The organism is Pseudomonas helleri, from assembly GCF_009600315.1.
Lineage (GTDB): Bacteria > Pseudomonadota > Gammaproteobacteria > Pseudomonadales > Pseudomonadaceae > Aquipseudomonas > Aquipseudomonas helleri_A.
Map to the genome: position 1 here is coordinate 200,665 of NZ_WIWC01000003.1, position 24,725 is coordinate 225,389.

The following is a 24,725-nucleotide window of genomic DNA, read 5'->3' on the forward strand; positions in this document are numbered from 1 at the left end:
ATTCGCCCCGTTCTGGACGTGGGCGCACTGTTCAAGCGCGAAACTGGCTAGGGGCTACGCCGCTCCAGCGGATAAAAGCATGGCGAAAACTGGCGGTCTCGCTAAAGCCCAGCGTCTCTGCAATTCGATAAATGGGCCATTCAGTTTCATGCAATAACATTTTGGCGCGCTCAAAACGCAGCTCGTCGAGCAGGTTTTGGTAGCTGCACCCGGCGTCATGCAAATGCCGGCGCAAGGTGCGCGGTGAGCTGTTCATTTGTTCCGCCAGCCCTTCAAGCCCCGGCGCTGCATGGAGCTGGACGGCGAGCAGTTTACGAATCCTCGCCAACCAGGTTTGCCGCCCTGTGAACTCCAGATTTTGCTTGCGGCAACGTTCAGCCATCGCTTGATGGGTGATCGGATCGGCGAGCGGCAGAGGGTAATCGAGCCAGTGCCGGGCAAAAGCGAAAGCATTGTCCGGGGCGTTAAAGGTACGCGGGCAGTCGAACGTGCTGGCATAGCGCTCGTGATAATCAGGTCGGCTGTGGGTAAAACGCGCTGCCATCAGCGCAACTGGCTGACCGATCAAGTCCTCGCAGATGACCTTCAAAGAGGCCAGGCACAATTCGGTATTGAATATGGCCAGTGAGGGGCTCGCTGTGTAGTGATCAGCGCAGAACCACACCTCATCCCCTTCGACCTTCAGGCTTAACTGGAAAAGTGTTCCCAGCAGCGCCGGGTAGCGAAGGGCCAGTTGTAAAGCGTCACCTAAGGTTGCACTGGTGAGCAGGGCATAGCCCAGCATGCCGTAGGACGACACGTGCATGCGTTGGCCGAGTTCCAGGCCGATTTCGCGGCGCAGAGCGACGGCGTTGGCGCATACCTGCATTTCTTGTGTGGTTGTAATGCGCGTGTCTGAGCGGCTCAAGTCAGCGGTTCGTATACCGCTACCTGCCAGCAATGTATCGCAGGGCAAGCCTTGCGCCTTGAAGGTGCTGAGCACCAGTGAGACCGCATTGAGGGTGGTGAGGTGGGAATGCAGCATGTTCGCTTCCTGCCTGAGGGTGCAGGAAGCGAGCAAGTTGTGTGCCGTTGCTGAGCCTTGACTTACGCCAGCTCCCCACACACATCCAGTTCCACCAACTGACGCACTTCAGCCAGCGGCAAATCAGCACCCAGCAACGCATGCAGCTTGCCGAACGCCGCTTCGCGGGTCATGCCGCCACCCGACAGAACGCCGGCCGCACGCAAACGGCTGCCAGCTTCGTACACATCGAGTTCCACACCGCCTTCGTGGCATTGAGTGATTGCGACCACCACGATGCCGTTTTCTTGCGCGCGTTGCAGGCTGGCCAGAAAATCCGGGTTATCACTAGGACCCGTGCCGCTGCCGAAGCATTCCAGCACCAGCGCCTCTATCCCGCTGTTGAGCAACGCATCGAGCTGTGCGGCGCCAATGCCGGGTACAAGCGGTAAGACGCCCACACTGGCTTCGTGCTTGGGCTGGCGGTACATCAACTCGCCCGGTAACGCATCTGCTTTCGTTGCGCCGCCGTTACGCTTGAGCGCCACAAAAGGGTTGCGCCCAAAGCTGCGCACTTTGGCACAGCGAGTCGGCGCCAGCAGAGCGCCGTGGAAGTAAAGCTGAACGCCATTGGGTTGCCCTTGGGCCAGCGCGCTCAAAGCGCCACTAACGTTTTCCCAGGCATCGCTGTCGGGTACACCTGCTGGCAGCATGGAACCTGTGAACAGCACTGGCGCAGGCAAGCCCACGAGCTGAAAGCACATAGCCGCAGCGCTGTAGGCCAGTGTATCGGTGCCATGCAGGACTAATACTGAGTCGCAGCCATCCTGATCAATCGCGTCGATAATTGCCTGGCGCAGACGCAGCCAATAGGCGGGTGTCATGTTGGCGCTGTCGATCAGCGGGTCCATCTCGCGAAACCGCCATTGCGGTAGGTGCAAGTGGGGTTGGCTGGCGAGGTATTCAGCCATGCGCACTTCGAAGCCGGAAGCGGGAGCCAAACCGTTAGCACTGGCTTGCATGCCAATTGTTCCGCCGGTGTAGAGCACCATCACATGTTGGGCGGTGGGATATTGGGCTGGCGTCATTAACAGAGTCTCCATAAGCAAAAACGCGGCGATTCTGTGAGGAATCGCCGCGTAAGTGTCAGCGTTTTATTTCTTCGGCCTTGGCGGCCGGAAGGGGCGGCCAAGCCTTCAAATCCAGATCCAGATCCGGGAATTTACTGGAATCGAACACTGGTGTCTTTATGCCAGCGCGTCGCTGGTCGTCGTAGTCCTTAAGCACGCGCATGCAAATCTTGAACAGCATGGCCAGGGCGACAAGGTTGACGAAGGCCAGCATGGTCATTGCGATATCAGCGAAGGCGAAGACGGTTTGCAAGTTCTCAATCGAACCCCAAAAAATCAGCACCAATACCAGCGCACGGTAACCCATCAGTGCCTTGCGGCTTTCACCGACCAGGAAGCGCAGGTTGTTTTCGCCCAAGTAGTAGTTGTAGAGCATCGACGTGAACACAAACAACGCCAGTGCCACGCTGATAAACACACGGCCCCATTCGCCCACTACAGCTGCCAGTGAGTTCTGGGTCAGAGCAATGCCGTCGCCTTCGAAGCCCGGCGTGTAAAAGCCAGACAGAAGAATCAGCAGTGCGGTGCAGGTGCAGATCACGAAGGTGTCGAGGAATACGCTGAACGCCTGAACCACACCTTGTGCAATCGGGTGCTCAACATCCGCCACGGCCGCGACGTTCGGGGCGCTGCCCAGACCGGCTTCGTTGGCGAACACGCCGCGTTTCACGCCCATCACAATCGCGCTGCCGATCAGGCCACCAAATACAGGGTCGAGGCCGAAGGCGCTTTTGACGATATGGCCCAGCATGGCAGGTACGTGATCGAATTGCAGCACGATGACGTACAGGGTCACAGCGATGTAAGCCAAGGTTTTAACCGGTACCAGCAAGTCGGCTACCGAGGCAATACGTTTGATACCGCCGATAAACACCAGACCCAGCAGGATGGCGATGGCCAGGCCCGAGTAGTTCACTTTGAAGCCGAAGGCGTCTTGCAGCGAATGCGTCACGGCGTGGGCTTGCAGGCCCATAAAAGCAAAGCCGAAGGTGATCAGCAGCAAGACCGCCATCAGTTTGCCCATCCAGACTTTGCCCAAACCATACTTCATATAAAAGGACGGGCCGCCGCGCAGTTGGCCTTCAGCGTCGCGGCGCTTGTACAACTGGCCCAGCGAACATTCGATCAAGCTGCTGGACATGCCGACCAGTGCGGTCACCCACATCCAGAACACAGCGCCGGGGCCACCCAGCGTTACGGCAATGCCGACGCCGGCAATGTTGCCTGCACCGACACGGCCCGCCAGGCTCAGCATCAAGGCCTGAAACGAACTGAGTTCGCCAGCGCTGCTGCGCAGGCTGTCTTTGAAAACCGAAAACATGTGCAGGAAGTAACGGAACTGTACGAAACGCGAGCGGATCGTGAAGTAGCCACCGAGTCCGACCATGAGCACGATCAGCACTTTCCCTGAGAGGAAGTCATTGATGACTTCAAGCATGGATTATTCCTCGCTGTTTTTATCTGATGGCAAAACGGCCGGATCACGATCACGCATTACGCCCGTCAAGACAGGGCATAAAACTAGGCGATCAAGTGGATACTGGCCATCTTGCTGCTTGGTTTACGATGCTGTTTCCGTGCTGTTGTTGGCCGCTGGTGCTGGGGCCGGGCACAGGAAGAGGGGCGGCACTATACCTAGGAGTGTAGGAATCGTCTCCATAAGTGACGGTTTTTTCATCTGCGAGTCGTCAGAAATGCCCTCAACTTAACGTCTTAGCTCGTTGATCGGGGGGGCATCAAGGTCAAATCGCGGGCAAAAAAAAGGGCCTGCAGACGTGTCTGCAAGCCCTCAAAAGGTGAGAGGTGTCTAGTCCCTCGACCTGGTGAGCGTAAAGCGTGTTACAGCATCAGGCCTTTAGAGGCACCAGACGCGGAGCAATCATGTTTTCCGGGCGCAGGATGTCGTCGAGCATGGCGTCGTCGAGCAAACCTTCTTCGCGCACCAGTTCCAGCACCCCACGACCGCTTTCAAGGGCGATACGGGCAATGCGGGTGGCATTTTCGTAGCCGATGTACGGGTTCAGCGCAGTTACTAGACCAATCGAGTGTTCAACCAGTTCACGGCAACGTGCTTCGTTGGCGGTGATGCCGACGATGCAGTGCTCGCGCAACATGTCCATTGCGCGTTGCAGCAGACGGATCGAGTCGAAGATTTTGAAAGCGATCAGCGGCTCCATCACGTTCAGTTGCAGTTGACCGCCTTCGGCTGCGATGGTCAGGGCCAAGTCGTTACCGATAATCTGGAACGCCACTTGGTTAACGGCTTCCGGGATTACTGGGTTGACCTTGCCGGGCATGATCGAGCTGCCAGGCTGACGCGCTGGCAGGTTGATTTCGTTGATGCCAGTGCGTGGGCCGCTGGATAGCAGGCGCAGGTCGTTGCAGATCTTCGACAGTTTGACCGCAGTACGCTTGAGCATGCCGGAGAACAGGACGAAGGCGCCCATGTCCGAGGTGGCTTCGATCAAGTCAGCGGCTGGAACCAGCGGGTGGCCGCTGATGGTTGCCAGACGAGTCACGGCCAAGTGTTGGTAGCGCGGGTCGGCGTTGATGCCGGTACCGATTGCCGTACCGCCCAGGTTCACTTCTGTCAGCAGCTCGGGAGCCAGTGTTTTCAGGCGAGCCAAGTCTTCGCCCAACGTGGTGGCGAAGGCGCGGAACTCTTGACCCAATGTCATGGGTACAGCGTCTTGCAACTGAGTACGGCCCATTTTCAGCACGTGGCTGAACTCAACACCTTTAGCGGCGAAGGCTTGAATCAGGCTGTCCAGGCTGGCCAACAGAGCGTCATGACCCAACAACAGGCCCAGACGGATAGCCGTTGGATAGGCGTCGTTGGTGGACTGAGCCATGTTGACGTCGTTGTTCGGGTGCAGGTATTGGTACTCGCCCTTCTGATGGCCCATGGCCTCCAGCGCGATGTTGGCGATGACTTCATTGGCATTCATGTTGGTTGAAGTGCCGGCGCCGCCTTGAATCATGTCCACCACGAACTCATCGTGGAAATCGCCTCGAATCAGGCGGGCACAGGCTTCGCTGATGGCAGCGTGCTTGGCATCGCTCAGGTGACCCAACTCACGGTTGGCGTCAGCGGCGGCCTGTTTGACCATGGCCAGGCCCACAACCAGCTTAGGGTAGTGCGAAATCGGGACGCCGGAGAGACGGAAGTTATTCACGGCTCGCAGGGTCTGGATGCCGTAATACGCTTGAGCGGGTACTTCGAGTACGCCAAGCAGGTCTTTTTCGGTACGGAAAGATGCAGCGGAGGACATGATAGAAATCATCTCGATAAGGACCCGGTCAAGGCCGGAACGCTGCGAATCCTAGGCTTGCAGACTTTTTAGGGCCAATGCCTTTAAACACTATCCTATGCATAAACGGCATAATGCAGACGTGACGCGAAGGCTGCGTCGAACGTGTGACCCAATTTGGTGCGTGTCCGGGAGGACTCAATGAATCTGGAAAGTAAATGGTTGGAGGACTTCAGCGCCCTGGCCGCCACCCGTAGTTTTTCGCAGGCGGCAGAGCGTCGTTTCGTGACACAGCCAGCGTTCAGCCGACGCATACGCAGCCTTGAAGCGGCGCTGGGGCTGACCTTGGTGAATCGTTCCCGCACCCCGGTGGAGTTGACTGCGGCCGGTCAGCTGTTTTTGGTCACGGCGCGCACGGTGGTCGAACAGCTGGGCGAAGTGCTGCGCCACCTGCATCACCTCGAAGGTGGTCAGGGCGAAGTGATACAAGTGGCCGCTGCGCACTCCTTGGCTTTGGGATTTTTCCCACGCTGGATTGCCCAGTTGCGCAATGACGGGTTGAACATCGCGACGCGTCTGGTTGCGACTAACGTCGGAGACGCCGTTCATGCCCTGCGTGAAGGAGGCTGCGATTTGATGCTGGCTTTCTACGACCCGGATGCGGCGTTGCAGATGGACCCGGAAATATTTCCGTCGTTGCACTTGGGCAATACTGAAATGTTGCCCATTTGTGCGGCAGACGCAGACGGCAAGCCTTTGTTTGATTTGGAAGGGGATGTGAGCGTGCCGTTGTTGGCCTACAGCGCGGGCGCCTTTTTAGGCCGTTCGGTGAATTTGTTGCTGCGCCAGCGTAGCCTTCGCTTCACCACTATTTACGAGACGGCGATGGCCGACAGTCTCAAAAGTATGGCGCTCGAAGGATTGGGCATTGCCTGGGTGCCGCATTTAAGTGTGCGTGCTGAGCTGGCACGAGGTGAGCTGGTGGTCTGCGGCGGGCCGCAATGGCATGTGCCGCTGGAGATTCGCTTGTACCGCTGTGCCTTGGTGCGCAAGGCGAACGTGAGATTGTTATGGCGCAAGTTGGAAGGCGGGACCTCATCTACCCATTGAATGAAGGCCGAACATGATGGTCTTCACTCAATGGTTGGTAGCTAGCCGATGTCAGGCTAATGGGTTGGCATAGTTGCGCATCTGATTTAAGGCGCATCGCTCAGGAACGCTTTGATATGTTCTCTGTTTCTCGGCGTATAGCGGTAACAATTGCCTCGGGCATTGGATATTTGGGGATACATGTACGTCTCACATTCACCTCCCCAAGCATTCCAGCCCAACTCGGCATCTTCATGGGTTGCTTTAAAACTATGACCAACCTCATGGGCGATCACTTGATAGGATTGTGTGCAGGCAATAACGGCGGGTTTGCCTGGATAGGCGCACCCCAGAACGGTCTCGTTGATCGGATCTTTGGTGACTAAAATATAGCGTTCGGTTTTGCCCCACTCCAAGCCCTTGTCATTTTTGTAGCCTATAGCTGCGATTTCCCAATTCCGTAAAATTTCATCTACGTTATGGCCTTTGTATTGCAGGTCTGTCACGCCCCGTACATGGCGCACTTCATTGAAGACGAAGGGTCGCTTGGAAATGGAGGCAATTTCAGCGGTGAACTCTTTGAAATAGCCTCGGCCCAGCGTGTTGGCGATGCTGCCGGGGACATCATCGTGAACAAAGATATAAAGCGTAATCGGTTTCATATGAATCATCCTTAGTTATGGCTCTTACCATTTGCTAAATGTTGTGAGAGCCCCCTGCGTCCTGGCAGGTGTTTAGTAGTGTGGGTGCTATATAAAGAGTTAAGCGCTTATTGCGTTCCTGCGGGATACATCAAGTTCTATTTAACAAGTCGTAAATATCAACTCGGATCGTAAGTCTGGCAGTAGGGGGCAACATGACTTTAATGCTCCCGCTTATTGACCTGTCGGTCAGTAAAACCAGCCCTTTCAGGGTTTGATTTGCCTGCAGACAGATGGTCGCCAAAGGTGCTTTCAACGCACTTCTTTGGGGTATACTGCGCGGCCTTCGGCTGGCTAGACCGGCCTTAATTCCTATTACAAGCCACGTCGGATCCTCCACGTGGCTTGTTGTTTTTTGACGCGCCTGCGGGCGCCCAAGAGAAGAGGCGCGACGATGAGTGCATTAGTAGGCGTGATCATGGGCTCCAAGTCCGATTGGTCCACCCTCAGCCACACCGCCGATATGCTGGAAAAACTCGGCATCCCTTACGAAGTTAAAGTGGTCTCTGCCCACCGCACTCCGGACCTGCTGTTTCAGTATGCTGCCGAGGCTGAAGGCCGCGGAATTGAGGTCATCATTGCCGGTGCCGGTGGCGCGGCACATTTGCCGGGCATGTGTGCCGCCAAAACGCATCTGCCGGTGCTCGGTGTTCCGGTTCAATCGGCCATGCTGTCGGGCGTCGATTCGCTGCTGTCGATCGTGCAAATGCCAGCGGGTATTCCTGTTGCAACCTTGGCCATCGGCAAAGCGGGCGCGATCAATGCCGCGCTGCTGTCAGCCAGTATCCTGGGCGCCAAACACCCGCAGTTCCATGCCGTGTTGAAAACATTCCGGGCTGAACAGACAGACACCGTGCTGGACAATCCAGACCCACGCGTAGCCTGAGGTTTTTGACGATGAAAATCGGTGTAATCGGTGGCGGCCAATTGGGCCGCATGCTGGCCTTGGCGGGTACTCCGCTGGGCATGAACTTCGCCTTCCTTGACCCTGCGCCCGACGCGTGTGCTGCCGCCTTGGGCGAGCACATTCGTGCAGACTATGGCGATCAGGATCACTTGCGCCAATTGGCTGATGAAGTGGATCTGGTGACGTTTGAGTTTGAAAGTGTACCGGCTGAGACCGTGGCCTTCCTGTCGCAATTCGTACCGGTTTATCCGAGTGCCGACGCGCTGCGTATTGCTCGCGATCGCTGGTTCGAAAAAAGCATGTTTAAAGATTTGGGCATTCCGACCCCGGAATTTGCTGATATTCAGTCCCAGGCGGATCTTGATGCAGCGGTGGCCAGTATTGGTCTGCCAGCCGTACTCAAAACCCGCACATTGGGTTATGACGGCAAAGGTCAAAAAGTGCTGCGCACCTCTGAAGATGTCGTCGGCACGTTTGCCGAGCTGGGTAGCGTAGCGTGTTTGCTCGAAGGGTTTGTGCCGTTCACGGGTGAAGTGTCGCTGATTGCCGTTCGCGGCCGTGATGGCGAGACGCAGTTTTACCCGCTGGTGCACAACACCCATGACAGCGGCATTCTCAAGTTGTCCGTGGCCAGCACCGATCACCCGTTGCAGGCGCTGGCTGAGGATTACTCCAGCCGTGTGCTTGAGCAGCTGGATTACGTCGGGGTGATGGCGTTCGAATTCTTTGAAGTCGACGGTGGCCTCAAGGCCAACGAAATTGCTCCGCGTGTGCATAACTCCGGGCACTGGACCACCGAAGGCGCTGAATGCAGCCAGTTCGAGAACCACTTGCGCGCCATTGCCGGCTTGCCGCTGGGTTCGACGGCCAAGGTGGGCGAAAGCGCCATGCTTAACTTTATCGGCACTGTACCGCCGGTGGAGAAGGTCATCGCCATTGCTGACTGCCATTTGCATCACTACGGCAAAGCTTTCAAAGTGGGTCGCAAGGTCGGCCATGCCAACCTGCGTTGTGCCGACATGGCCACACTGCGTGCGCAGATCCAACAGGTTGAAGCCCTGATCGACGAAGCGTGAATCGTTAATCGACGGGAACCATTCGGTTGTCGCCGCTCTCAGATGGCGTGATGCCAAAGTGCTGACTAGGCTTTGGTTTACGCCATCAAATGAGAGGACGCATCTATGGGCTTTATCGGAACCATTTTTATCGGCCTGATCGTTGGCCTGCTGGCTCGCTTCCTGAAGCCGGGTGACGACAGCATGGGCTGGATCATGACCATCCTGTTGGGTATCGGCGGCTCGTTGGCGGCAACCTATGGCGGCCAGGCGTTGGGTATTTACCACGCAGGCGAAGGTGCCGGCTTTATCGGTGCGGTGATTGGTGCGGTGATCTTGCTGGTGATCTACGGCCTGGTGACGAAAAAGAGCTGATTGCGTGTTTGGCCCTCTCTGCGCCACGCCCGGAGAGGGCTAAACTGCGAGCTGTATTCAGCCCTTTTGGTCGAGCCTGTCATGCGCCGCTTTGTATTGATCTTCCTTTTACTGGGCGCAGGCCTGGTCCACGCGGCAGAACTGCCCGAAACCGACTGGCTGGAACTGATGCCCAAGTCGGATCAAAAAGCCCTCGAAGAAATGCCCGAGATTGACCATGACTCGCCTGAGGCCATGGGTACGTTCACCGAAAAGGGCGGAATGAAGCAAAGTAAAGGCCTGCCGGCCGTGATGTATTCCACTAAAACGGTGCCTGCCATGAACGGCAAGACCATCCGTTTGGGCGGCTACCCTGTGCCGTTGGAAACCGATGCGAAGGGGCGCAGTACGCTTTTTTTCCTGGTGCCCTATCCGGGCGCGTGCATCCATGTACCGCCACCGCCGCCCAATCAACTGGTGCTGGTACGTTATCCCAAAGGCCTGAAGCTGGATGATATTTATACGCCGCTGTGGGTAATGGGCACGCTGAAGGTCGAGAGCGTGAGTAATGACTTGGCCGATGCGGCGTATGCGCTGGATGCCAGCAAGGTGCGGGTGGTGGTTGAGGAGGATTTGTAATCGATCTGTATCACCCTCACCCTAGCCCTCTCCCGGAGGGAGAGGGAATCGATTGAGCGATGCTTAAAGTTGATAGCAATCTGACAGAACGACTGTGAATCCAAAATGGACTCGGTCAGTCCCCTCTCCCTCCGGGAGAGGGCTAGGGTGAGGGTAGGCCTTACTCCCGCAAGCGCCCACTACCAATACTCACGCCCAGCGTATGACTCGCCCCTGGCGCTAACGTAATCACATCATCCATCACATTGGCCGTTTCGATACAGAGCATGCGCTGCCAGCCATCCGCTGCCATATCGCTAAACGTAGCGGTCTTGTCGATCCACGGGTTCCAGATCACGGTAGAGCGCGAGCCACGACTGGTCAGTTCAATGCGGCGCGACCAATCAGGATCGACGATGCTCAGTTGCTCGGGTGTGTCGAGATAGATGCGATCGGTCTCGCCAGTAAAGGTCAGGTCGCCCGCTTGGTGAGCACGCTTCCAGTCGTCCAGTGTTTCGATATAGGTCAGTCCGTCGACGCCTTCGACTTTCACCTTACGCACATCACTGACCGCAAAGTAGCTGTGCAGCGCTTGGCTGATACTGACCGGGATGCTGCTGCGGTTTTGGCTGGTGAGGCTGATGTGCAGTTGGGTATCGAGACGAATAGTCATCGTCAAGGCAACATCGTGTGGCCAGCCGGGCAGGCCGCCTTCTACAGGCGGCAGTCTTAATTCGATGTGCAGTGCTTCTCCCGCATCATCAATCTCAACCAGTTCCCATTCACGGGTACGCACCAGACCGTGGGCCGATGCAGGTTCATCCGAATCGCGCATGGCCTGCACGCTGGCCGGGTTGAGTGCCAGATTGCCAAACCAAGGCCAGCACACCGGCACGCCGGTACGAATCCCTTTGCCGTGCTTGTACTGCGCTTTTTCGTTGAGCCAGATAATTGGTGGTTCATCGCCCACTTGATAGCTGAGCACTTGGGCGCCTTGTTTGGCGATCAAGAGTTGTGCCTGCCCATGCTGGAAATGCCAGCACTCCAGTTCGTCCAGGGTGACTGACTCAATGTGATGCATGGCAGGCTCTCTGTTTCAGTAATAAGGGCAGCAGTAGACAAGCATTTAGCGACGAGGTTTAACCGCGAGCGGGAACCGCGCGCGTCCGACCGCTGCCATCAATCGCCACGAATACAAATACAGCCTCGGTCACTTTGCGCCACTCGCTGGACAGCGGGTCGTCGCTCCACACTTCAACCATCATCTGGATAGAGCTGCGGCCAATTTCCAGGGCTTGGGTATAAAACGACAACTGCGCACCGACGGCTACAGGAACCAAAAACGCCATGCGATCAATGGCGACTGTGGCGACGCGGCCACCGGCAACTTTACTGGCCATTGCGGTGCCCGCAAGGTCCATCTGTGAAACCAGCCAGCCGCCAAAAATATCGCCAAAGCCGTTTGTTTCACGGGGCAGGGCGGTGATTTGCAAGGCCAGGTCGCCTTGCGGGATTGGATCTTCTTGTTCGAGCTCTAACATGCCGAAGGGCCTCTGACCCGTGATTCATTAAGGTAGTGCGGGTGAATAAGCGTCTTTAGAAAAACGATTCAGCCCGAACATACTACGTTCGTCACGTTCTTCATAAGCCGCGCCAAAGAAAACGCTGCTAAATCGGCTGGAGGTTATCCCGCAGGCGCTTTCGCACAGCAATCTTGGTGTTTCAGGATGTGTGTGCGGTCAGCGAGTATATCGGGGGATAACCGGGCCGACGACCTTCAGATTCTGCTTTTTAAATGCGCCATGCGTCTAGCTCTACGCTTTTGCAAACAATTTGTTATCTTTCAAAACCTGCCCAGCCCTTGCCGGCGCAGTTGCAGCTTTGCGCCGAGCCTAATAAGAGATGCCATACCCCATGATCACAGACGCTTCCAGCGCCGCGCCGCCTTCACGGCCGTTAACCCGTAATGATTACAAAACCTTGTCGCTGTCTGCTTTGGGCGGTGCGCTGGAGTTTTACGATTTCATTATTTTTGTGTTCTTTGCCACCGTGGTCGGGAAATTATTTTTCCCCGCAGACATGCCCGAGTGGCTCCGTCTGATGCAAACCTTCGGTATTTTTGCAGCCGGTTACCTCGCGCGGCCATTGGGCGGCATTGTGATGGCGCACTTCGGCGACCTGCTGGGGCGCAAGAAGATGTTCACCCTGAGCATCTTTATGATGGCGGTTCCGACCCTGATCATGGGCTTGCTGCCGACCTATGAACAAATTGGCATGTGGGCGCCAATCCTGTTGCTGTTGATGCGTGTGATTCAGGGCGCAGCCATTGGCGGGGAAGTGCCGGGTGCCTGGGTGTTTGTGGCCGAGCACGTGCCGCCGCGTCATGTGGGCTACGCCTGCGGCACGCTGACCTGTGGGCTGACCGCGGGCATTTTGCTGGGCTCGCTGATGGCCACCGCAATCAATTCGATTTATACCCCGGCTGAAGTGTCCGATTACGCGTGGCGAATTCCGTTTTTGATGGGCGGTGTCTTTGGCCTGTTTTCGGTGTACCTGCGCCGTTGGTTACACGAAACACCGGTGTTCGCCGAGCTGCAACTGCGCAAGGCGCTGGCTGAAGAAGTACCGCTCAAAGCCGTACTGCGTGAACACCGCGGGGCCATTGTTATTTCGATGCTTCTGACCTGGTTGCTGTCAGCCGGAATCATCGTAGTCATTTTGATGACCCCGACAGTTCTGCAAACCGTGTACGGGTTTTCCGCTACTACGTCGCTGCAAGCGAACAGTCTGGCAATTGTGTTCTTGAGCCTGGGCTGTATCGCATCGGGTGCTCTGGCGGATCGCTTCGGCGCGGGCAAGGTGTTTGTCATCGGCTGTGCCGCATTGCTGATCACCTCGTGGACCTTCTATCACAGCCTGTTGCAACACCCGGATTGGCTGTTCCCGCTGTACGCGCTGAGTGGCTTGTTTGTGGGCACCATCGGGGCAGTGCCTTATGTGATGGTTAAAGCCTTTCCGGCGGTGGTGCGTTTTAGCGGTTTGTCGTTCTCCTATAACTTGGCTTACGCCATTTTTGGAGGCCTGACGCCAATGGCAGTGACGCTGTTGTTGAAAGAAAGCCCGATGGGCCCGGCGTACTACGTTGCAATCATTTGCACGATGGGGCTGCTGGTGGGCGCTTACTTGTGGAAGAAAGGTCGCTGACCTGCCGTCACACTGTTTTGCCCTCTCCCACGAAAGGCCATCATTTTTCAACGAATGATGGCCTTTCATCTAATTGTCACAATCGGTTCATAGAGTGGTCACACGGCCTGCAGATACTGGCCCCCGATTCATCTAACCCCGTTTGCTAGGAGTAAGGCATGAAACTGAAGCGTGTGATGGCGGCCCTGACTTTTGTCGCCGCAGGCGTTGCAACTGCGAATGCGGTTGCCGCGGGTGTTGATCCAGCGATCCAGCCGTACGTTAAGACCACCGGTGTGTCGGGCAACCTCTCCAGCGTTGGTTCCGATACCCTGGCGAACTTGATGACGCTGTGGGCTGAGGCCTACAAAAAAGAATACCCGAACGTCAATATCCAGATTCAGGCTGCCGGTTCTTCGACCGCGCCTCCGGCGATTACAGAAGGCACCGCTAACCTGGGCCCGATGAGCCGCAAGATGAAAGACAACGAACTGGCTGCTTTCGAGCAGAAGTACGGCTATAAGCCAACCGCTATCCCGGTGGCTGTGGATGCCTTGGCGGTGTTCGTGCACAAGGACAACCCGATCAAGCACCTGACCATGGAACAGGTTGATGCGATTTTCTCTTCCACCCGTCTGTGTGGCGCCAAAGCTGACGTTAAAACCTGGGGTGATCTGGGTGTAACCGGCGACCTGGCCAACAAGCCGGTGCAACTGTTTGGTCGTAACTCGGTATCCGGCACTTACGGCTACTTCAAAGAAGAAGCTTTGTGCAAAGGCGACTACAAACCAAACGTGAACGAACAGCCGGGTTCAGCTTCGGTTGTGCAGTCGATCAGCAGCTCGCTGAACGGCGTGGGTTATTCGGGCATCGGTTACAAAACCGCCAGCGTGAAGACCGTGCCTTTGGCTAAAAAGGGCAGCACTGAATTCGTTGAAGACACCGAAGAAAACGCACTGAACGGCAAATACCCGCTGTCGCGTTTCCTCTACGTGTACGTGAACAAGGCGCCGAACAAGCCACTGAACCCGCTGGAAGCCGAGTTCATCAAGCTGGTGCTGTCCAAACAAGGTCAGGAAGTGGTCGTGAAAGACGGTTACATCCCGCTGCCAGCCAAAGTTGCCGCCAAGGCGTTGGCTGATTTGGGTTTGAAAGAAGGTAACTAAGCCCGTAGCAGTTGCCGAAGGCGACGTTCGATCGCGTAGCGATCGTAAGCATAAAGCATGCGGTTTAACTGAAAGACCGCGTGACTGAATTTTCGAGGGCTACGCCGCCGGACGCCGCCTGCGGCAGCTGCTACGAGTTTGAGCGTTATTGGTTTCACCACAGTTTTCCACTCCGCTGCCAGCACCGTTGGGCGGCGGATTTTTTGCGTCACTGCTTTGTCATCTTTCTGTCATACAGGACCGCTAGGGTGTGCGCATGAATGATCTGGCCAATTCCCCAATGACTACGACTTCCGCTCCCAAGCGCATTGATTTCAATACGCCTGAACTCCAACGCAAGCGGCGCATTCGCGCACTTAAAGATCACCTGACCCGCTGGTATGTGTTTATCGGCGGTCTTGCCGTGCTCGGCGCGATCACTCTGATTTTCTTCTTCCTGGGTTATGTGGTGATGCCGCTGTTTCAGGGCGCTGACCTCACCACCAAACAGGCGATTACCCCGGTGTGGATGCAGGATGCCGGCAAGCCGCTGATGCTCTCCATCGAGGAGCAGAATCAGGTGGGCATGCGGGTGTCCGACAAGGGCATGGTGCTGTTCTTCGATGTGAAGAATGGGGAAGAACTGTCGCGGGTTAATTTGCCGCTGCCGGCTGATACGCAAGTGACCTCGATCGGTGAAGACCAGCCGGGTAATCCGGTAGTTGCACTCGGGCTGTCCAATGGTCAAGCGCTGGTGTTCCGTCACACGTACCGGGTCAGTTATCCAGACGGCAAAAAGACCATCACCCCGGCGATTGAATACCCGTATGGCGAGGCCCCGATTGCGCTTGACCCGCAAGGTCGGCCGCTTGATCACATCAACCTCAGCGTGAACGATTCGACGCTGGTGCTGGCGGGCTCGACCGGCGCGCAGCTGAACGTGGTGTCACTGGCCAGCGAAGAAAACATGATGACGGGCGAGGTCACGAATTCCGAGACCCGCATCGACCTGCCGCAGATGACCGAACAGGTTAAAGCGCTGTACGTCGATCCGCGTCAGCAGTGGCTGTATGTGATTAACGGTCGGGCGCAAGCCGATGTGTTCAGCCTGCGCGACAAGAGCTTGAACGGGCGCTACAAACTGGCCGACGACGCCATCACTGAAATCACTGCGAGCACTCAGTTGGTGGGAGGTATCTCGCTGATCTTCGGTAACTCCAACGGCGGTTTGAGCCAGTGGTTCATGGCGCGAGACCCGGACGGCGAACAGCGCTTCAAACACATCCGCAGCTTCCAGATGGGCACCTCACCGATTGTCGAAATTACTGCTGAGCAGCGTCGCAAAGGCTTCCTGGCCCTGGACGCTGCCGGTGAAATCGGCGTGTTCCACAGTACCGCGCACCGCACGCTGCTGGTTGAAAAGATTGCTGAAGGCCCCGGTATCATGGCGCTGTCGCCTCGTGCCAACCGCATCATTGTGGAAGAGGGCGGCAAGCTGGTGCCCCTGACCCTGAAAAACCCGCACCCGGAAGTGTCCTGGAGCGCGCTGTGGGACAAGGTCTGGTACGAGAACTACGACGAGCCTAAATACGTCTGGCAATCGACCGCTGCCAACACTGACTTCGAACCGAAAATGAGCTTGGCACCGTTGACCTTCGGCACCTTGAAGGCTGCGTTCTACGCCATGCTGCTGGCGGCACCGCTGGCCGTTGCGGCAGCTATCTATACCGCTTACTTCATGGCCCCGAGCCTGCGCCGTAAGGTCAAGCCGGTCATTGAGTTGATGGAAGCAATGCCTACGGTGATCCTCGGCTTCTTCGCCGGCCTGTTTCTGGCGCCGTATGTGGAAGGCCATTTGCCGGGGATTTTCAGCCTGCTGATGCTGCTGCCCATCGGTATTCTGGTTGCGGGCTTCGCCTGGAGTCGCTTGCCTGAGTCCATCCGCCTGCGGGTGCCGGATGGCTGGGAAAGCATGATCCTGATCCCGGTAATTCTGTTTATTGGCTGGCTGTCGCTGTACATGAGCCCGTTTATGGAAGCGTGGTTCTTCGGTGGCGATATGCGCCTGTGGATCTCCCACGATCTGGGCATCACTTACGATCAGCGCAACGCGTTGGTGGTGGGTTTGGCGATGGGTTTTGCGGTTATCCCCAACATCTATTCGATTGCTGAAGATGCCGTGTTCAGCGTGCCTCGCGGTCTGACCCTGGGTTCGCTGGCGCTGGGTGCCACACCGTGGCAGACCATGACGCGCGTGGTCATCCTCACCGCCAGCCCGGGCATTTTCTCGGCGCTGATGATCGGTATGGGCCGTGCTGTGGGCGAGACCATGATTGTGTTGATGGCTACCGGTAACACCCCGGTCATGGAAATGAACCTGTTTGAAGGCTTGCGCACCTTGGCGGCAAACGTGGCGGTGGAGATGCCGGAGTCGGAAGTAGGCGGCAGTCATTACCGCGTGCTGTTCCTCTCGGCGCTGGTGCTGCTGTTGTTCACCTTCATCATGAACACTCTCGCCGAGCTGATCCGTCAGCGTCTGCGCAAGAAATACTCGTCGCTTTAAGGAAGGTAGAAGTCTGTGAAACAGAATTCCCTCAAAGGTTGGTTCAAGAGCGGCGCACCCGGTGTGTGGATCAGCGGTGGTGCCGTGTCGCTGGCGGTCATCATGACCATCGGTTTGCTCGCAGTGATCGCGGTGCGCGGGCTCGGGCATTTCTGGCCGGCTGATCTGGTGCTGGCGCAATACAACGTACCGGGCTCTGCCAATCATGTGGTGCTGGGCGAAGTGGTGCAAAAGGAAGAGGTGCCCCGCGAGCGCCTGAAAAGTGCCGGCTTGCCCGTCCCCGATCAAGGCCCGGAGTTTATGACCCGTGAGCTGATCAAGGTGGGCAACCGCGACCTCAACGGCAACGACTTCACGTGGGTGGTGGGCGAATGGTTGACCAACCAGACCACACCGCCTGAACTGTTAGCCATTGAGCGTCGTGAGTGGGGCAACTTTTACGGTTACCTGGTCAATGTGAAAGAAGACGGCAAGGTCGTGGCTGAAGGCCAGGCTGCGTGGCCTGAGCTGCAAGCACGGGTCAAGCGCGTGAATGACCTGGCCAAGCAACTCAGCCAGCTGGAAAAGAAAGACATTGGCGCCATCAACTATGGGCTGGAGCGTATCCGCCTGCATGGCCGCAAGCTGGAGCTGGAGGGCAAGCTCACGCCACAGGCTCAAGCGGACATGGAAACCGAGCGCGCCGAGCTCAATGCCCGCTACAAAGCCATTGAAGATCGCCTGGGCGATTTGCACGCGCAGTTCAATCGCGACAGCCTGACGGCCCGCGATGCCAACGGCAAAGAGTTGGAAATCAGCATTGGCAAAGTGGTCAAGGCGTACCAGCCGAACGCCATGAACAGCTGGCAGAAGCTGGCCATGTATTTCAGCAACATCTGGGAATTCCTCAGCGAAGACCCACGTGAAGCCAACACCGAAGGCGGCATCTTCCCGGCGATTTTCGGCACGGTGATGATGACGTTGATCATGGCAGTGATCGTGACCCCGTTCGGCGTACTGGCGGCGGTGTACCTGCGTGAATACGCCAAGCAGAACACCTTGACCCGTGTGATCCGGATTGCGGTCAACAACCTGGCGGGTGTACCTGCGATTGTGTACGGCGTGTTCGGCCTGGGCTTCTTTGTGTACGTGCTGGGTGGGTCGGTTGACCGCCTGTTTTTCGCCGAAGCCTTGCCGGCACCGACCTTTGGTACCCCGGGTCTGATGTGGGCTTCGCTGACATTGGCACTACTGGCAGTACCCGTGGTGATCGTGGCGACCGAAGAAGGACTGGCGCGTATCCCGCGTACGGTGCGCGAAGGTTCGCTGGCGCTGGGTGCGACCAAATCCGAAACGCTGTGGAAGATCGTGCTGCCTATGGCCAGCCCGGCCATGATGACCGGCATGATCCTCGCCGTGGCCCGAGCGGCCGGTGAAGTTGCGCCGTTGATGCTGGTGGGCGTGGTCAAACTGGCCCCGTCGCTGCCGCTGGATGGCAACTACCCATATCTACACCTTGACCAAAAGATCATGCACTTGGGCTTCCATATTTATGACGTCGGCTTCCAGAGCCCGAACGTTGAAGCGGCTCGACCGCTGGTGTATGCCACTGCACTGTTGCTGGTTATGGTCATCGCCACGCTCAACCTGTCGGCCGTGTGGATACGTAACCACCTGCGCGAGAAGTACAAGGCGCTGGAAAGCTAATAGATAAGCCTCAAGCGGCGAGCTACAAACGGCAAGTCATTGCCGCCGCCGCTTTAGCTCAAAACTTGCAGCTTGCAGCTAGAAGCTTGCAGCTACGAACGGAGTGAGACCATGCAGCATGAAACCTCAACCCACGGCATTAACATGTCTGCCTTGGGTCGCAGCAAACAGAACCTGAGCCTGGAAAATGAAGAAGTAGCCATTGAAGTGCCGGGCCTGAACCTTTACTACGGCGAGAAGCAGGCCCTGTTCGACGTCAAGCTGAACATCCCGAAACAACGGGTAACGGCGTTTATCGGCCCGTCGGGCTGCGGCAAGTCGACCTTGCTGCGTACCTTCAACCGCATGAACGACCTGGTTGATGGCTGCCGCGTTGAAGGTGAAATCAACCTGTACGGCAACAACATCTACCGCAAGGGCGAAGACGTGGCCGAGCTGCGTCGCCGAGTTGGCATGGTGTTTCAGAAGCCCAACCCGTTCCCCAAGACCATCTACGAAAACGTGGTATACGGCCTGCGTATTCAGGGCATCAACAAAAAACGCATCCTCGATGAAGCCGTTGAGTGGGCGCTCAAAGGCGCTGCCTTGTGGGACGAGGTCAAAGACCGTTTGCATGACTCGGCGCTGGGTTTGTCCGGCGGCCAACAGCAGCGTCTGGTGATTGCCCGTACCATCGCGGTCGAGCCAGAAGTGCTGTTGCTGGATGAGCCGTGTTCAGCACTGGACCCGATTTCGACGCTGAAAGTCGAAGAGCTGATTTACGAGCTCAAGTCAAAGTTCACCATCGTCATCGTGACCCACAACATGCAGCAGGCGGCACGGGTGTCGGATTACACCGCGTTTATGTACATGGGCAAAATGGTGGAGTACGGCGACACTGATACCTTGTTCACCAACCCGGCCAAAAAACAGACCGAAGACTACATCACCGGTCGATATGGCTAGTCGCAGCTGCACGCCGCCAGCTTCAAGCGGCAAAAGAAAGCAGACCGGCGTAACGACACAATTAACTTGTAGCTTAAAGCTTGTTGCTTGAGGCTTTTGCGGAGCAAACCCATGATTTCAAAGGATGGCCTCACCCATCACATTTCCGCGCAGTTCAATGCGGAGCTCGAAGACGTACGTAGCCACTTGCTGGCCATGGGCGGTCTGGTCGAGAAACAGGTTAACGATGCGGTCACGGCGTTGATTGAGGCCGATTCGGGTTTGGCGCAACAGGTACGTGAGATCGATGACCAGATCAATCAGATGGAGCGCAACATCGACGAAGAGTGCCTGCGCATTCTGGCCCGTCGACAGCCTGCCGCTTCTGACTTGCGCTTGATCATCAGCATTTCCAAATCGGTAATCGACCTGGAACGCATTGGTGATGAGGCGACCAAAATTGCTCGCCGTGCGATCCAGTTGTGTGAAGAAGGTGAAGCCCCGCGCGGTTACGTTGAAGTGCGGCACATCGGCGATCAGGTGCGCAATATGGTGCGTGATGCACTGGATGCCTTTGCCCGCTTCGACGCCGACCTGGCCCTGTCTGTCGCGCAATACGACAAGATCATCGACCGCGAGTACAAGACAGCGCTGCGTGAATTGGCCACCTACATGATGGAAGACCCGCGTTCTATTTCGCGTGTGCTGAGCATTATCTGGGTGCTGCGCTCGCTGGAGCGCATCGGCGACCACGCGCGCAATATTTCCGAGCTGGTGATTTATTTGGTGCGGGGCACCGACGTACGCCACATGGGCCTTAAGCGCATGAAGCAAGAAGTTGAAGGCACTGGCCGCGATAACGCTCATGTTGTGCCTCCCGCTGACGATAAATAAGACTGCCCGAGTCAAAAAACGCCCGGCTTAATGCCGGGCGTTTTGCTTTTCGGCGTTTATATTCAAGGCACATGGCTATCATTTGGCGCATGGTGGTCGGAATTTCAAGGAGCAGTCGATGAGCAAGGTCAGTGTGCTGGTGGTGGATGATGCGTCGTTTATTCGCGATCTGATTAAAAATTGCCTGCGTAATTATTTTCCGGGCATCAGGATCGAAGACGCCGTCAACGGCCGCAAAGCTCAAGCGCTGCTGGCCCGCGAGTCGTTCGACCTGGTGCTGTGTGATTGGGAAATGCCGGAGATGTCGGGACTTGAGTTGCTGACGTGGTGCCGCGAGCAAGATCACCTGAAGACCCTTCCCTTCATCATGGTCACCAGCCGTGGCGATAAGGAAAACGTTATTCAGGCCATTCAGGCCGGTGTTTCGGATTTCGTGAGCAAGCCTTTTACCAATGAACAATTGCTGACCAAAGTGAAGAAGGCGTTTACCAAAGCGGGTTTGCTGGATGCGGTGATGAGTAGCGCGCCTGTTCGTACCAGTACCGGATTTGGTAATGACTCGCTGAATGCCCTGACGGGCGGCAAAGCTCCAGTGGTCGCGCCTGCTGCACGTCAGGCGTCGGCCCCGGCAGTCTCCAGCTCGCCACCTGCTGGCGCACAATTGCTGTCAGGCCGGGGGCAAGGACAACTGCGGCTACCCAACGGAGCGCTGACGTGTGTGATCAAGGCGTTGAGCCTGAAGGAAGCGTTGCTGGTGGTACGCCGTGGCGATGTGCTGCCACAGGTACTGGCGAGTGCGGTGTTGGACCTTGAGCAAGGCGAGAGCGCCGAGGTAGCACGTTTGAATGGCTACCTGCATGCCATCGTGGCTTTCGAGCCCAAGCCCGACAGCGACTGGCTGCAACTGACGTTTCGGTTTGTGGACCAGGATGCCGAGAAAATGAACTATCTGTCGCGGCTGATAGCCTTCGGTACGGCGCAAAAGCACTTTGTACCGGGCGCGTAATCCTCTTGCAACGTTGCGTAGCAGCTGCCGCAGGCTGCGTTCGGCGGCGCAGCCGTCGCTAAGTCCGGATGCGCGGTATTACAGCAATATCGTGAATTCAGGTTTCACGATCGCTTCGCAATCGGACGCAGCCTGCGGCAGCTGCTACGGGAGCGGGGTGAGTGCGCAGTTAGTTGGTTTCAAGGCAACTGCAATCCGCCAGAGGCTTTATGCAGTGCTCGCAAGTGCTCACCAATCTGCTTGACGTTGGCTTCAGTGGCGGCAATTTCAGCGGCTCGTGAAGGCTCCAGCAAGCTGCGCACCTCTTTATCCAAATCACCGGTCAGGCGTAGTAATTGTTGCTGGCGCTGGCTGCTCTCGGACTCAAGCATTTCCCACTCTTTGGCTTGCGGCAAACCATAGCCGCTGCTGCCCAGCAATTCGGCCGGACGACTGAGAAAGCCGCTACTGGCCAGAATCTCTTGCAAGGTCTTGTTGGCTTTATCCATGCCGCCATCTTTTAGTCCGCGGGCCCCCAAATACTTCTGTTTCACCTCGTCCTGAGCCAGCAGTAATTGACGCCTGAAGCCGGCTTGCTCCAGCAGTAGTAACGCAGCGCTGGCGCGTATATCAGCCTGTTCGATCCAGGGTCTGCGCTCATCTGCGTTCAAGGCCAGCCAGTCATCAACGTTGTTCTGTTTAATCGGCAATCGAGTCTTGAGCACATCAAACATGGCCTGGTAACGGTCTCGGTAGGAGTCGAACCGATAACCCAAACGCAGCGCTTCTTTGGGATCATCCAGCACGCTGGTGTCTGCCAGTCCGCGAGCTTTGAGCACTTCGAGCAGACCATTGGGCATGATGCTGTCCAGGCCCTGGAGCTGAGTGTTGCCGCTACCACTGCGCAATAACTTGAGGGTCTCGACTGCACAGTTGTTAGAAATAAAGTAATAGTCGCCATCGTAACTCCAATGCATCTCGGCGGCGTGCTCGACCACTTCTTCGATCTCGGCGCGGTTCAGTTTAAGTGGCACTGACGCCAGACTGCGCAGCTCAGTCTTGGTGTATTCATCAATGACTTGCGCCAAGGGCAGCACGAACAGTCGTGACGGGTAGGCCCCGGTCAGGCCGTCCCAGCTTGAAAGCTGTACGTCGTTGACGAATGCCCGGTAGGACAACACCAAGTGCTCTTGCAGGTCGAGGCGGCAGTCAGGGCCCCTAGGGCGGCCGGGCGCACAGATCACCAGGCGCAACATGCTGTGACCCCAGCGGCTGGCCCATTCTTGATTGGCCTCGGCCAATAGGTAATCGACGGCGTAAACCCGCTCAGGATCAACAGTGCCCAGCGGCTGTTTGCCGAAGTCGTTGCCGGCATTGAGAAATGCAAATGCCTTGGGGCATTGATCTTTAGCCGCAGGTGCCCAACCGAAGTGTTCCTTGTAATAGCGATACAGCGCCGGGCGGCGGCACGCGTAGGCAGGGTCGAGGAGAAAATACTCCATATTGACCGCAACAAATTCTTTAGGGTTCGTGACTTCGTACAGGTCAGGACTGCGCACAATCTGGTGGTTGTCTTGCTCGCGTTCGCCACGGCGGCCGACGTATTGCTGCCAGCCAGCCAGATCAAGCAAGCGAGGGTCATCACTCAGGGTGAAGCGTCGTTCGGTCTGACCCCGACATTCGTCGGGCAGGCCGATTAAGCCAGCACTGCTGCTTTGTCGGGTGCAACGCTGGATCAACGTCCGTTGTGCGGCAGGCCAGAGGCGGGCGCGGTCGTAAAGGTGGGTCAGTTCATGCAGCACGGTAGCGAGCAATTCACGACGTACAGTGCCGTGTGGGCGATTTGTCTGCTGGGCAGCGGCCGATCCGTCTGTCAGCCCGGCCAGCAGCTTGCGGTTGAGATCCAGCTCTGACACCAGAGATGCCTGTCCGTAGGCGTTGCTCGGCATGTCATCCGTCCAGCCCACTAGAATCTGACGATCCAGTTGATCAACAAAACGCGGTGGCAGGCTCTGCATGGCTTCATCCAGCAGGGCTTGGCTGGCCTGTTGTTCGGCCGGGCTCAAGCCCTCGGTTTTGAGTTGCAGATGCAATGCAGCCTGGGCGCTGCCAAGGGTCAGCAGCAAGCCACAGGCGGCGAGCCAACGCGTTAGCGACCTCACAGTGCGAGTATGGCTTCGGCGAGCTCTTGGTCGCTGGCGTTACGAGCCTCAGGTACGCGGTCGCGCAATGTATTAAAGGCTGACTCCAACTGCACCCCACGAATTTCGCCCTTACTGGCAACGAAAGTGGCAGCGTCGTCGTGGGCTTCGCGAACCACTTTAGAATCGCGGATGGAAGTGGTGGTGTCAGACGTGAAGTCGATGGTACGACCAAAAGCCCGCACGATGATGTTACTGGTCTGCACAACAGTTTGTGCGTGCGCGACATCCGCGAGCAACAACAAGCCAAGGGTGGCGACGATTAAAGGGCTACGCATGAAACATCTCCAGAAAACACGGGTATTCATTGGACGAGAATTGCTTGTGCCAGTTCAAGATCGCTGGCATTCAATTTGGGCTGTTTGTGGTGCAAATAACGCAAGGCGGATTCCAGCTCTGCACCGCGCCATTGGCCATTACTGGCAATAAAGACGGCGGCATCATCCCGGGCGGCACGTATTAATTTGTTATCGAAAGGCGCGGAGGTCACTTTGCTGGTGACGTAACCACTGAGCACCACATTTTGGGTGGTCATGTCGAAGGCGAAGGCGGATGGCGTCCAGCAGAGTGCGAGCAAAGTCAGTAAAGAAAAACGCATGGGTCTCAAGGCTGTTTGAATGAGGTCCAAGGCTAGCGTAAGGGTGAGAGTAGAACCAGTGCAGAAGTTTTAATGTTTCGTAGCCGCAGCCTTTAGCCGCGGCTACCGCTTTCTAAAGCATCAGATCGTCAGAATCGCCTGAGCCAGTTGTGTGTCAGTTGCTTGCAGCTGGGGTGCTTGCTGTCGAATGTATTCGAACGCGCTCTCAAGTCTTACGCCGCGAACGGCCCCTTCGCTGGCCTCAAAGCTGGCAGCATCGTCGCGGGCGGCACGAACAATTTTGTTGTCGCGAAACGAGCCGGTGGCATCAGACGTCAGGTCCGTCGTTTGTTTGAGGGTGCCCACGATGGCGTCTGTGGTAACGATAAAGCTGGAGGCATTGGCGCCTGCGGCCAAGGTCAACAACACTGCAGCACTAAGTAGGCGAAGAGTGGGCAT

At 56.8% G+C, this 24,725-nt stretch carries 23 protein-coding genes; 12 read left to right on the top strand and 11 right to left on the bottom strand.

The window, feature by feature from the left end; translation table 11 throughout:
- Positions 1–31: 31 nt before the first annotated feature.
- The 4 genes from GHN86_RS03420 to aspA form a co-directional block, all read right to left on the bottom strand.
- Positions 32–1,024, bottom strand: a complete 993-nt coding sequence (locus GHN86_RS03420) for an AraC family transcriptional regulator (protein ID WP_153377640.1) — start codon at positions 1,022–1,024, stop codon at positions 32–34.
- Between the two features lie 62 nt (positions 1,025–1,086).
- On the bottom strand, positions 1,087–2,091 hold the full coding sequence (locus tag GHN86_RS03425) for an asparaginase (protein WP_153377641.1): 1,005 nt from the start codon (positions 2,089–2,091) through the stop codon (positions 1,087–1,089).
- Between the two features lie 58 nt (positions 2,092–2,149).
- Entirely contained in the window at positions 2,150–3,571 is a 1,422-nt protein-coding gene (locus GHN86_RS03430) for an alanine/glycine:cation symporter family protein (protein ID WP_153377642.1), read from the bottom strand.
- 409 nt (positions 3,572–3,980) lie between these two features.
- Positions 3,981–5,405, bottom strand: a complete 1,425-nt coding sequence (aspA, locus tag GHN86_RS03435) for an aspartate ammonia-lyase (protein ID WP_153377643.1) — start codon at positions 5,403–5,405, stop codon at positions 3,981–3,983.
- Positions 5,406–5,585: 180 nt separating this feature from the next.
- Here aspA and GHN86_RS03440 point away from each other — a divergent pair, with 180 nt between their 5' ends.
- Complete coding sequence (locus GHN86_RS03440; protein WP_153377644.1) at positions 5,586–6,494, top strand: LysR substrate-binding domain-containing protein; 909 nt, start codon at positions 5,586–5,588, stop codon at positions 6,492–6,494.
- A gap of 86 nt (positions 6,495–6,580) precedes the next feature.
- Here the strand turns inward: GHN86_RS03440 and GHN86_RS03445 are convergent, their stop codons facing one another.
- Complete coding sequence (locus GHN86_RS03445) at positions 6,581–7,135, bottom strand: reprolysin-like metallopeptidase (RefSeq protein WP_194286182.1); 555 nt, start codon at positions 7,133–7,135, stop codon at positions 6,581–6,583.
- Positions 7,136–7,568: 433 nt separating this feature from the next.
- Between GHN86_RS03445 and purE the strand changes: the two genes are divergently transcribed.
- The 4 genes from purE (at position 7,569) to GHN86_RS03465 (ending at position 10,129) form a co-directional block, all read left to right on the top strand.
- Positions 7,569–8,060, top strand: a complete 492-nt coding sequence (gene purE, locus GHN86_RS03450; RefSeq protein ID WP_122783549.1) for a 5-(carboxyamino)imidazole ribonucleotide mutase — start codon at positions 7,569–7,571, stop codon at positions 8,058–8,060.
- A gap of 11 nt (positions 8,061–8,071) precedes the next feature.
- Complete coding sequence (locus GHN86_RS03455) at positions 8,072–9,157, top strand: 5-(carboxyamino)imidazole ribonucleotide synthase (RefSeq protein ID WP_153377646.1); 1,086 nt, start codon at positions 8,072–8,074, stop codon at positions 9,155–9,157.
- A 105-nt stretch (positions 9,158–9,262) separates the two neighbouring features.
- Positions 9,263–9,511 (top strand): GlsB/YeaQ/YmgE family stress response membrane protein, encoded by a 249-nt coding sequence (locus GHN86_RS03460; protein ID WP_153377647.1) that lies wholly within the window; start codon positions 9,263–9,265, stop codon positions 9,509–9,511.
- 81 nt (positions 9,512–9,592) lie between these two features.
- A complete protein-coding gene (locus tag GHN86_RS03465) occupies positions 9,593–10,129 on the top strand; it encodes a DUF3299 domain-containing protein (RefSeq protein ID WP_153377648.1) in 537 nt (178 codons plus the stop codon).
- Between the two features lie 160 nt (positions 10,130–10,289).
- Here GHN86_RS03465 and GHN86_RS03470 read toward each other — a convergent pair whose 3' ends face one another.
- Both GHN86_RS03470 and GHN86_RS03475 read right to left on the bottom strand, forming a co-directional pair.
- The gene (locus GHN86_RS03470; protein WP_153377649.1) at positions 10,290–11,189 is read right to left on the bottom strand and encodes a D-hexose-6-phosphate mutarotase; all 900 of its coding nucleotides are present in this window, start codon (positions 11,187–11,189) and stop codon (positions 10,290–10,292) included.
- Between the two features lie 58 nt (positions 11,190–11,247).
- Positions 11,248–11,649, bottom strand: a complete 402-nt coding sequence (locus tag GHN86_RS03475) for an acyl-CoA thioesterase (protein ID WP_153377650.1) — start codon at positions 11,647–11,649, stop codon at positions 11,248–11,250.
- A 373-nt stretch (positions 11,650–12,022) separates the two neighbouring features.
- On the opposite strand from GHN86_RS03475, the gene GHN86_RS03480 reads away from it, so the two are divergent.
- From GHN86_RS03480 to GHN86_RS03510, 7 genes are all read left to right on the top strand, one after another.
- Complete coding sequence (locus GHN86_RS03480; RefSeq protein ID WP_153377651.1) at positions 12,023–13,312, top strand: MFS transporter; 1,290 nt, start codon at positions 12,023–12,025, stop codon at positions 13,310–13,312.
- 158 nt (positions 13,313–13,470) lie between these two features.
- Positions 13,471–14,457: a phosphate ABC transporter substrate-binding protein PstS gene (locus GHN86_RS03485; RefSeq protein ID WP_122783556.1), complete on the top strand. Its 987-nt coding sequence runs from the start codon at positions 13,471–13,473 to the stop codon at positions 14,455–14,457.
- A gap of 256 nt (positions 14,458–14,713) precedes the next feature.
- A complete protein-coding gene (locus GHN86_RS03490) occupies positions 14,714–16,999 on the top strand; it encodes an ABC transporter permease subunit (protein WP_153377652.1) in 2,286 nt (761 codons plus the stop codon).
- Between the two features lie 15 nt (positions 17,000–17,014).
- On the top strand, positions 17,015–18,685 hold the full coding sequence (pstA, locus tag GHN86_RS03495; protein WP_323369162.1) for a phosphate ABC transporter permease PstA: 1,671 nt from the start codon (positions 17,015–17,017) through the stop codon (positions 18,683–18,685).
- A gap of 111 nt (positions 18,686–18,796) precedes the next feature.
- Complete coding sequence (gene pstB / locus GHN86_RS03500) at positions 18,797–19,630, top strand: phosphate ABC transporter ATP-binding protein PstB (protein ID WP_153377653.1); 834 nt, start codon at positions 18,797–18,799, stop codon at positions 19,628–19,630.
- Positions 19,631–19,741: 111 nt separating this feature from the next.
- Positions 19,742–20,503 (top strand): phosphate signaling complex protein PhoU, encoded by a 762-nt coding sequence (gene phoU, locus GHN86_RS03505; protein WP_153377654.1) that lies wholly within the window; start codon positions 19,742–19,744, stop codon positions 20,501–20,503.
- A 118-nt stretch (positions 20,504–20,621) separates the two neighbouring features.
- Positions 20,622–21,509, top strand: a complete 888-nt coding sequence (locus GHN86_RS03510) for a response regulator (RefSeq protein ID WP_153377655.1) — start codon at positions 20,622–20,624, stop codon at positions 21,507–21,509.
- A 179-nt stretch (positions 21,510–21,688) separates the two neighbouring features.
- Here the strand turns inward: GHN86_RS03510 and GHN86_RS03515 are convergent, their stop codons facing one another.
- The 4 genes from GHN86_RS03515 to GHN86_RS03530 all read right to left on the bottom strand — a co-directional run bounded on the left by GHN86_RS03515 (position 21,689) and on the right by GHN86_RS03530 (position 24,725).
- Positions 21,689–23,650, bottom strand: a complete 1,962-nt coding sequence (locus GHN86_RS03515) for a DUF4105 domain-containing protein (protein ID WP_323369163.1) — start codon at positions 23,648–23,650, stop codon at positions 21,689–21,691.
- The gene (locus GHN86_RS03520) at positions 23,647–23,967 is read right to left on the bottom strand and encodes a DUF2388 domain-containing protein (RefSeq protein WP_153377656.1); all 321 of its coding nucleotides are present in this window, start codon (positions 23,965–23,967) and stop codon (positions 23,647–23,649) included. The genes GHN86_RS03515 and GHN86_RS03520 overlap by 4 nt, the downstream gene beginning before the upstream one ends.
- Positions 23,968–23,993: 26 nt before the next feature.
- The gene (locus GHN86_RS03525) at positions 23,994–24,287 is read right to left on the bottom strand and encodes a DUF2388 domain-containing protein (protein WP_153377657.1); all 294 of its coding nucleotides are present in this window, start codon (positions 24,285–24,287) and stop codon (positions 23,994–23,996) included.
- A 120-nt stretch (positions 24,288–24,407) separates the two neighbouring features.
- Positions 24,408–24,725 (bottom strand): DUF2388 domain-containing protein, encoded by a 318-nt coding sequence (locus tag GHN86_RS03530; RefSeq protein WP_153377658.1) that lies wholly within the window; start codon positions 24,723–24,725, stop codon positions 24,408–24,410.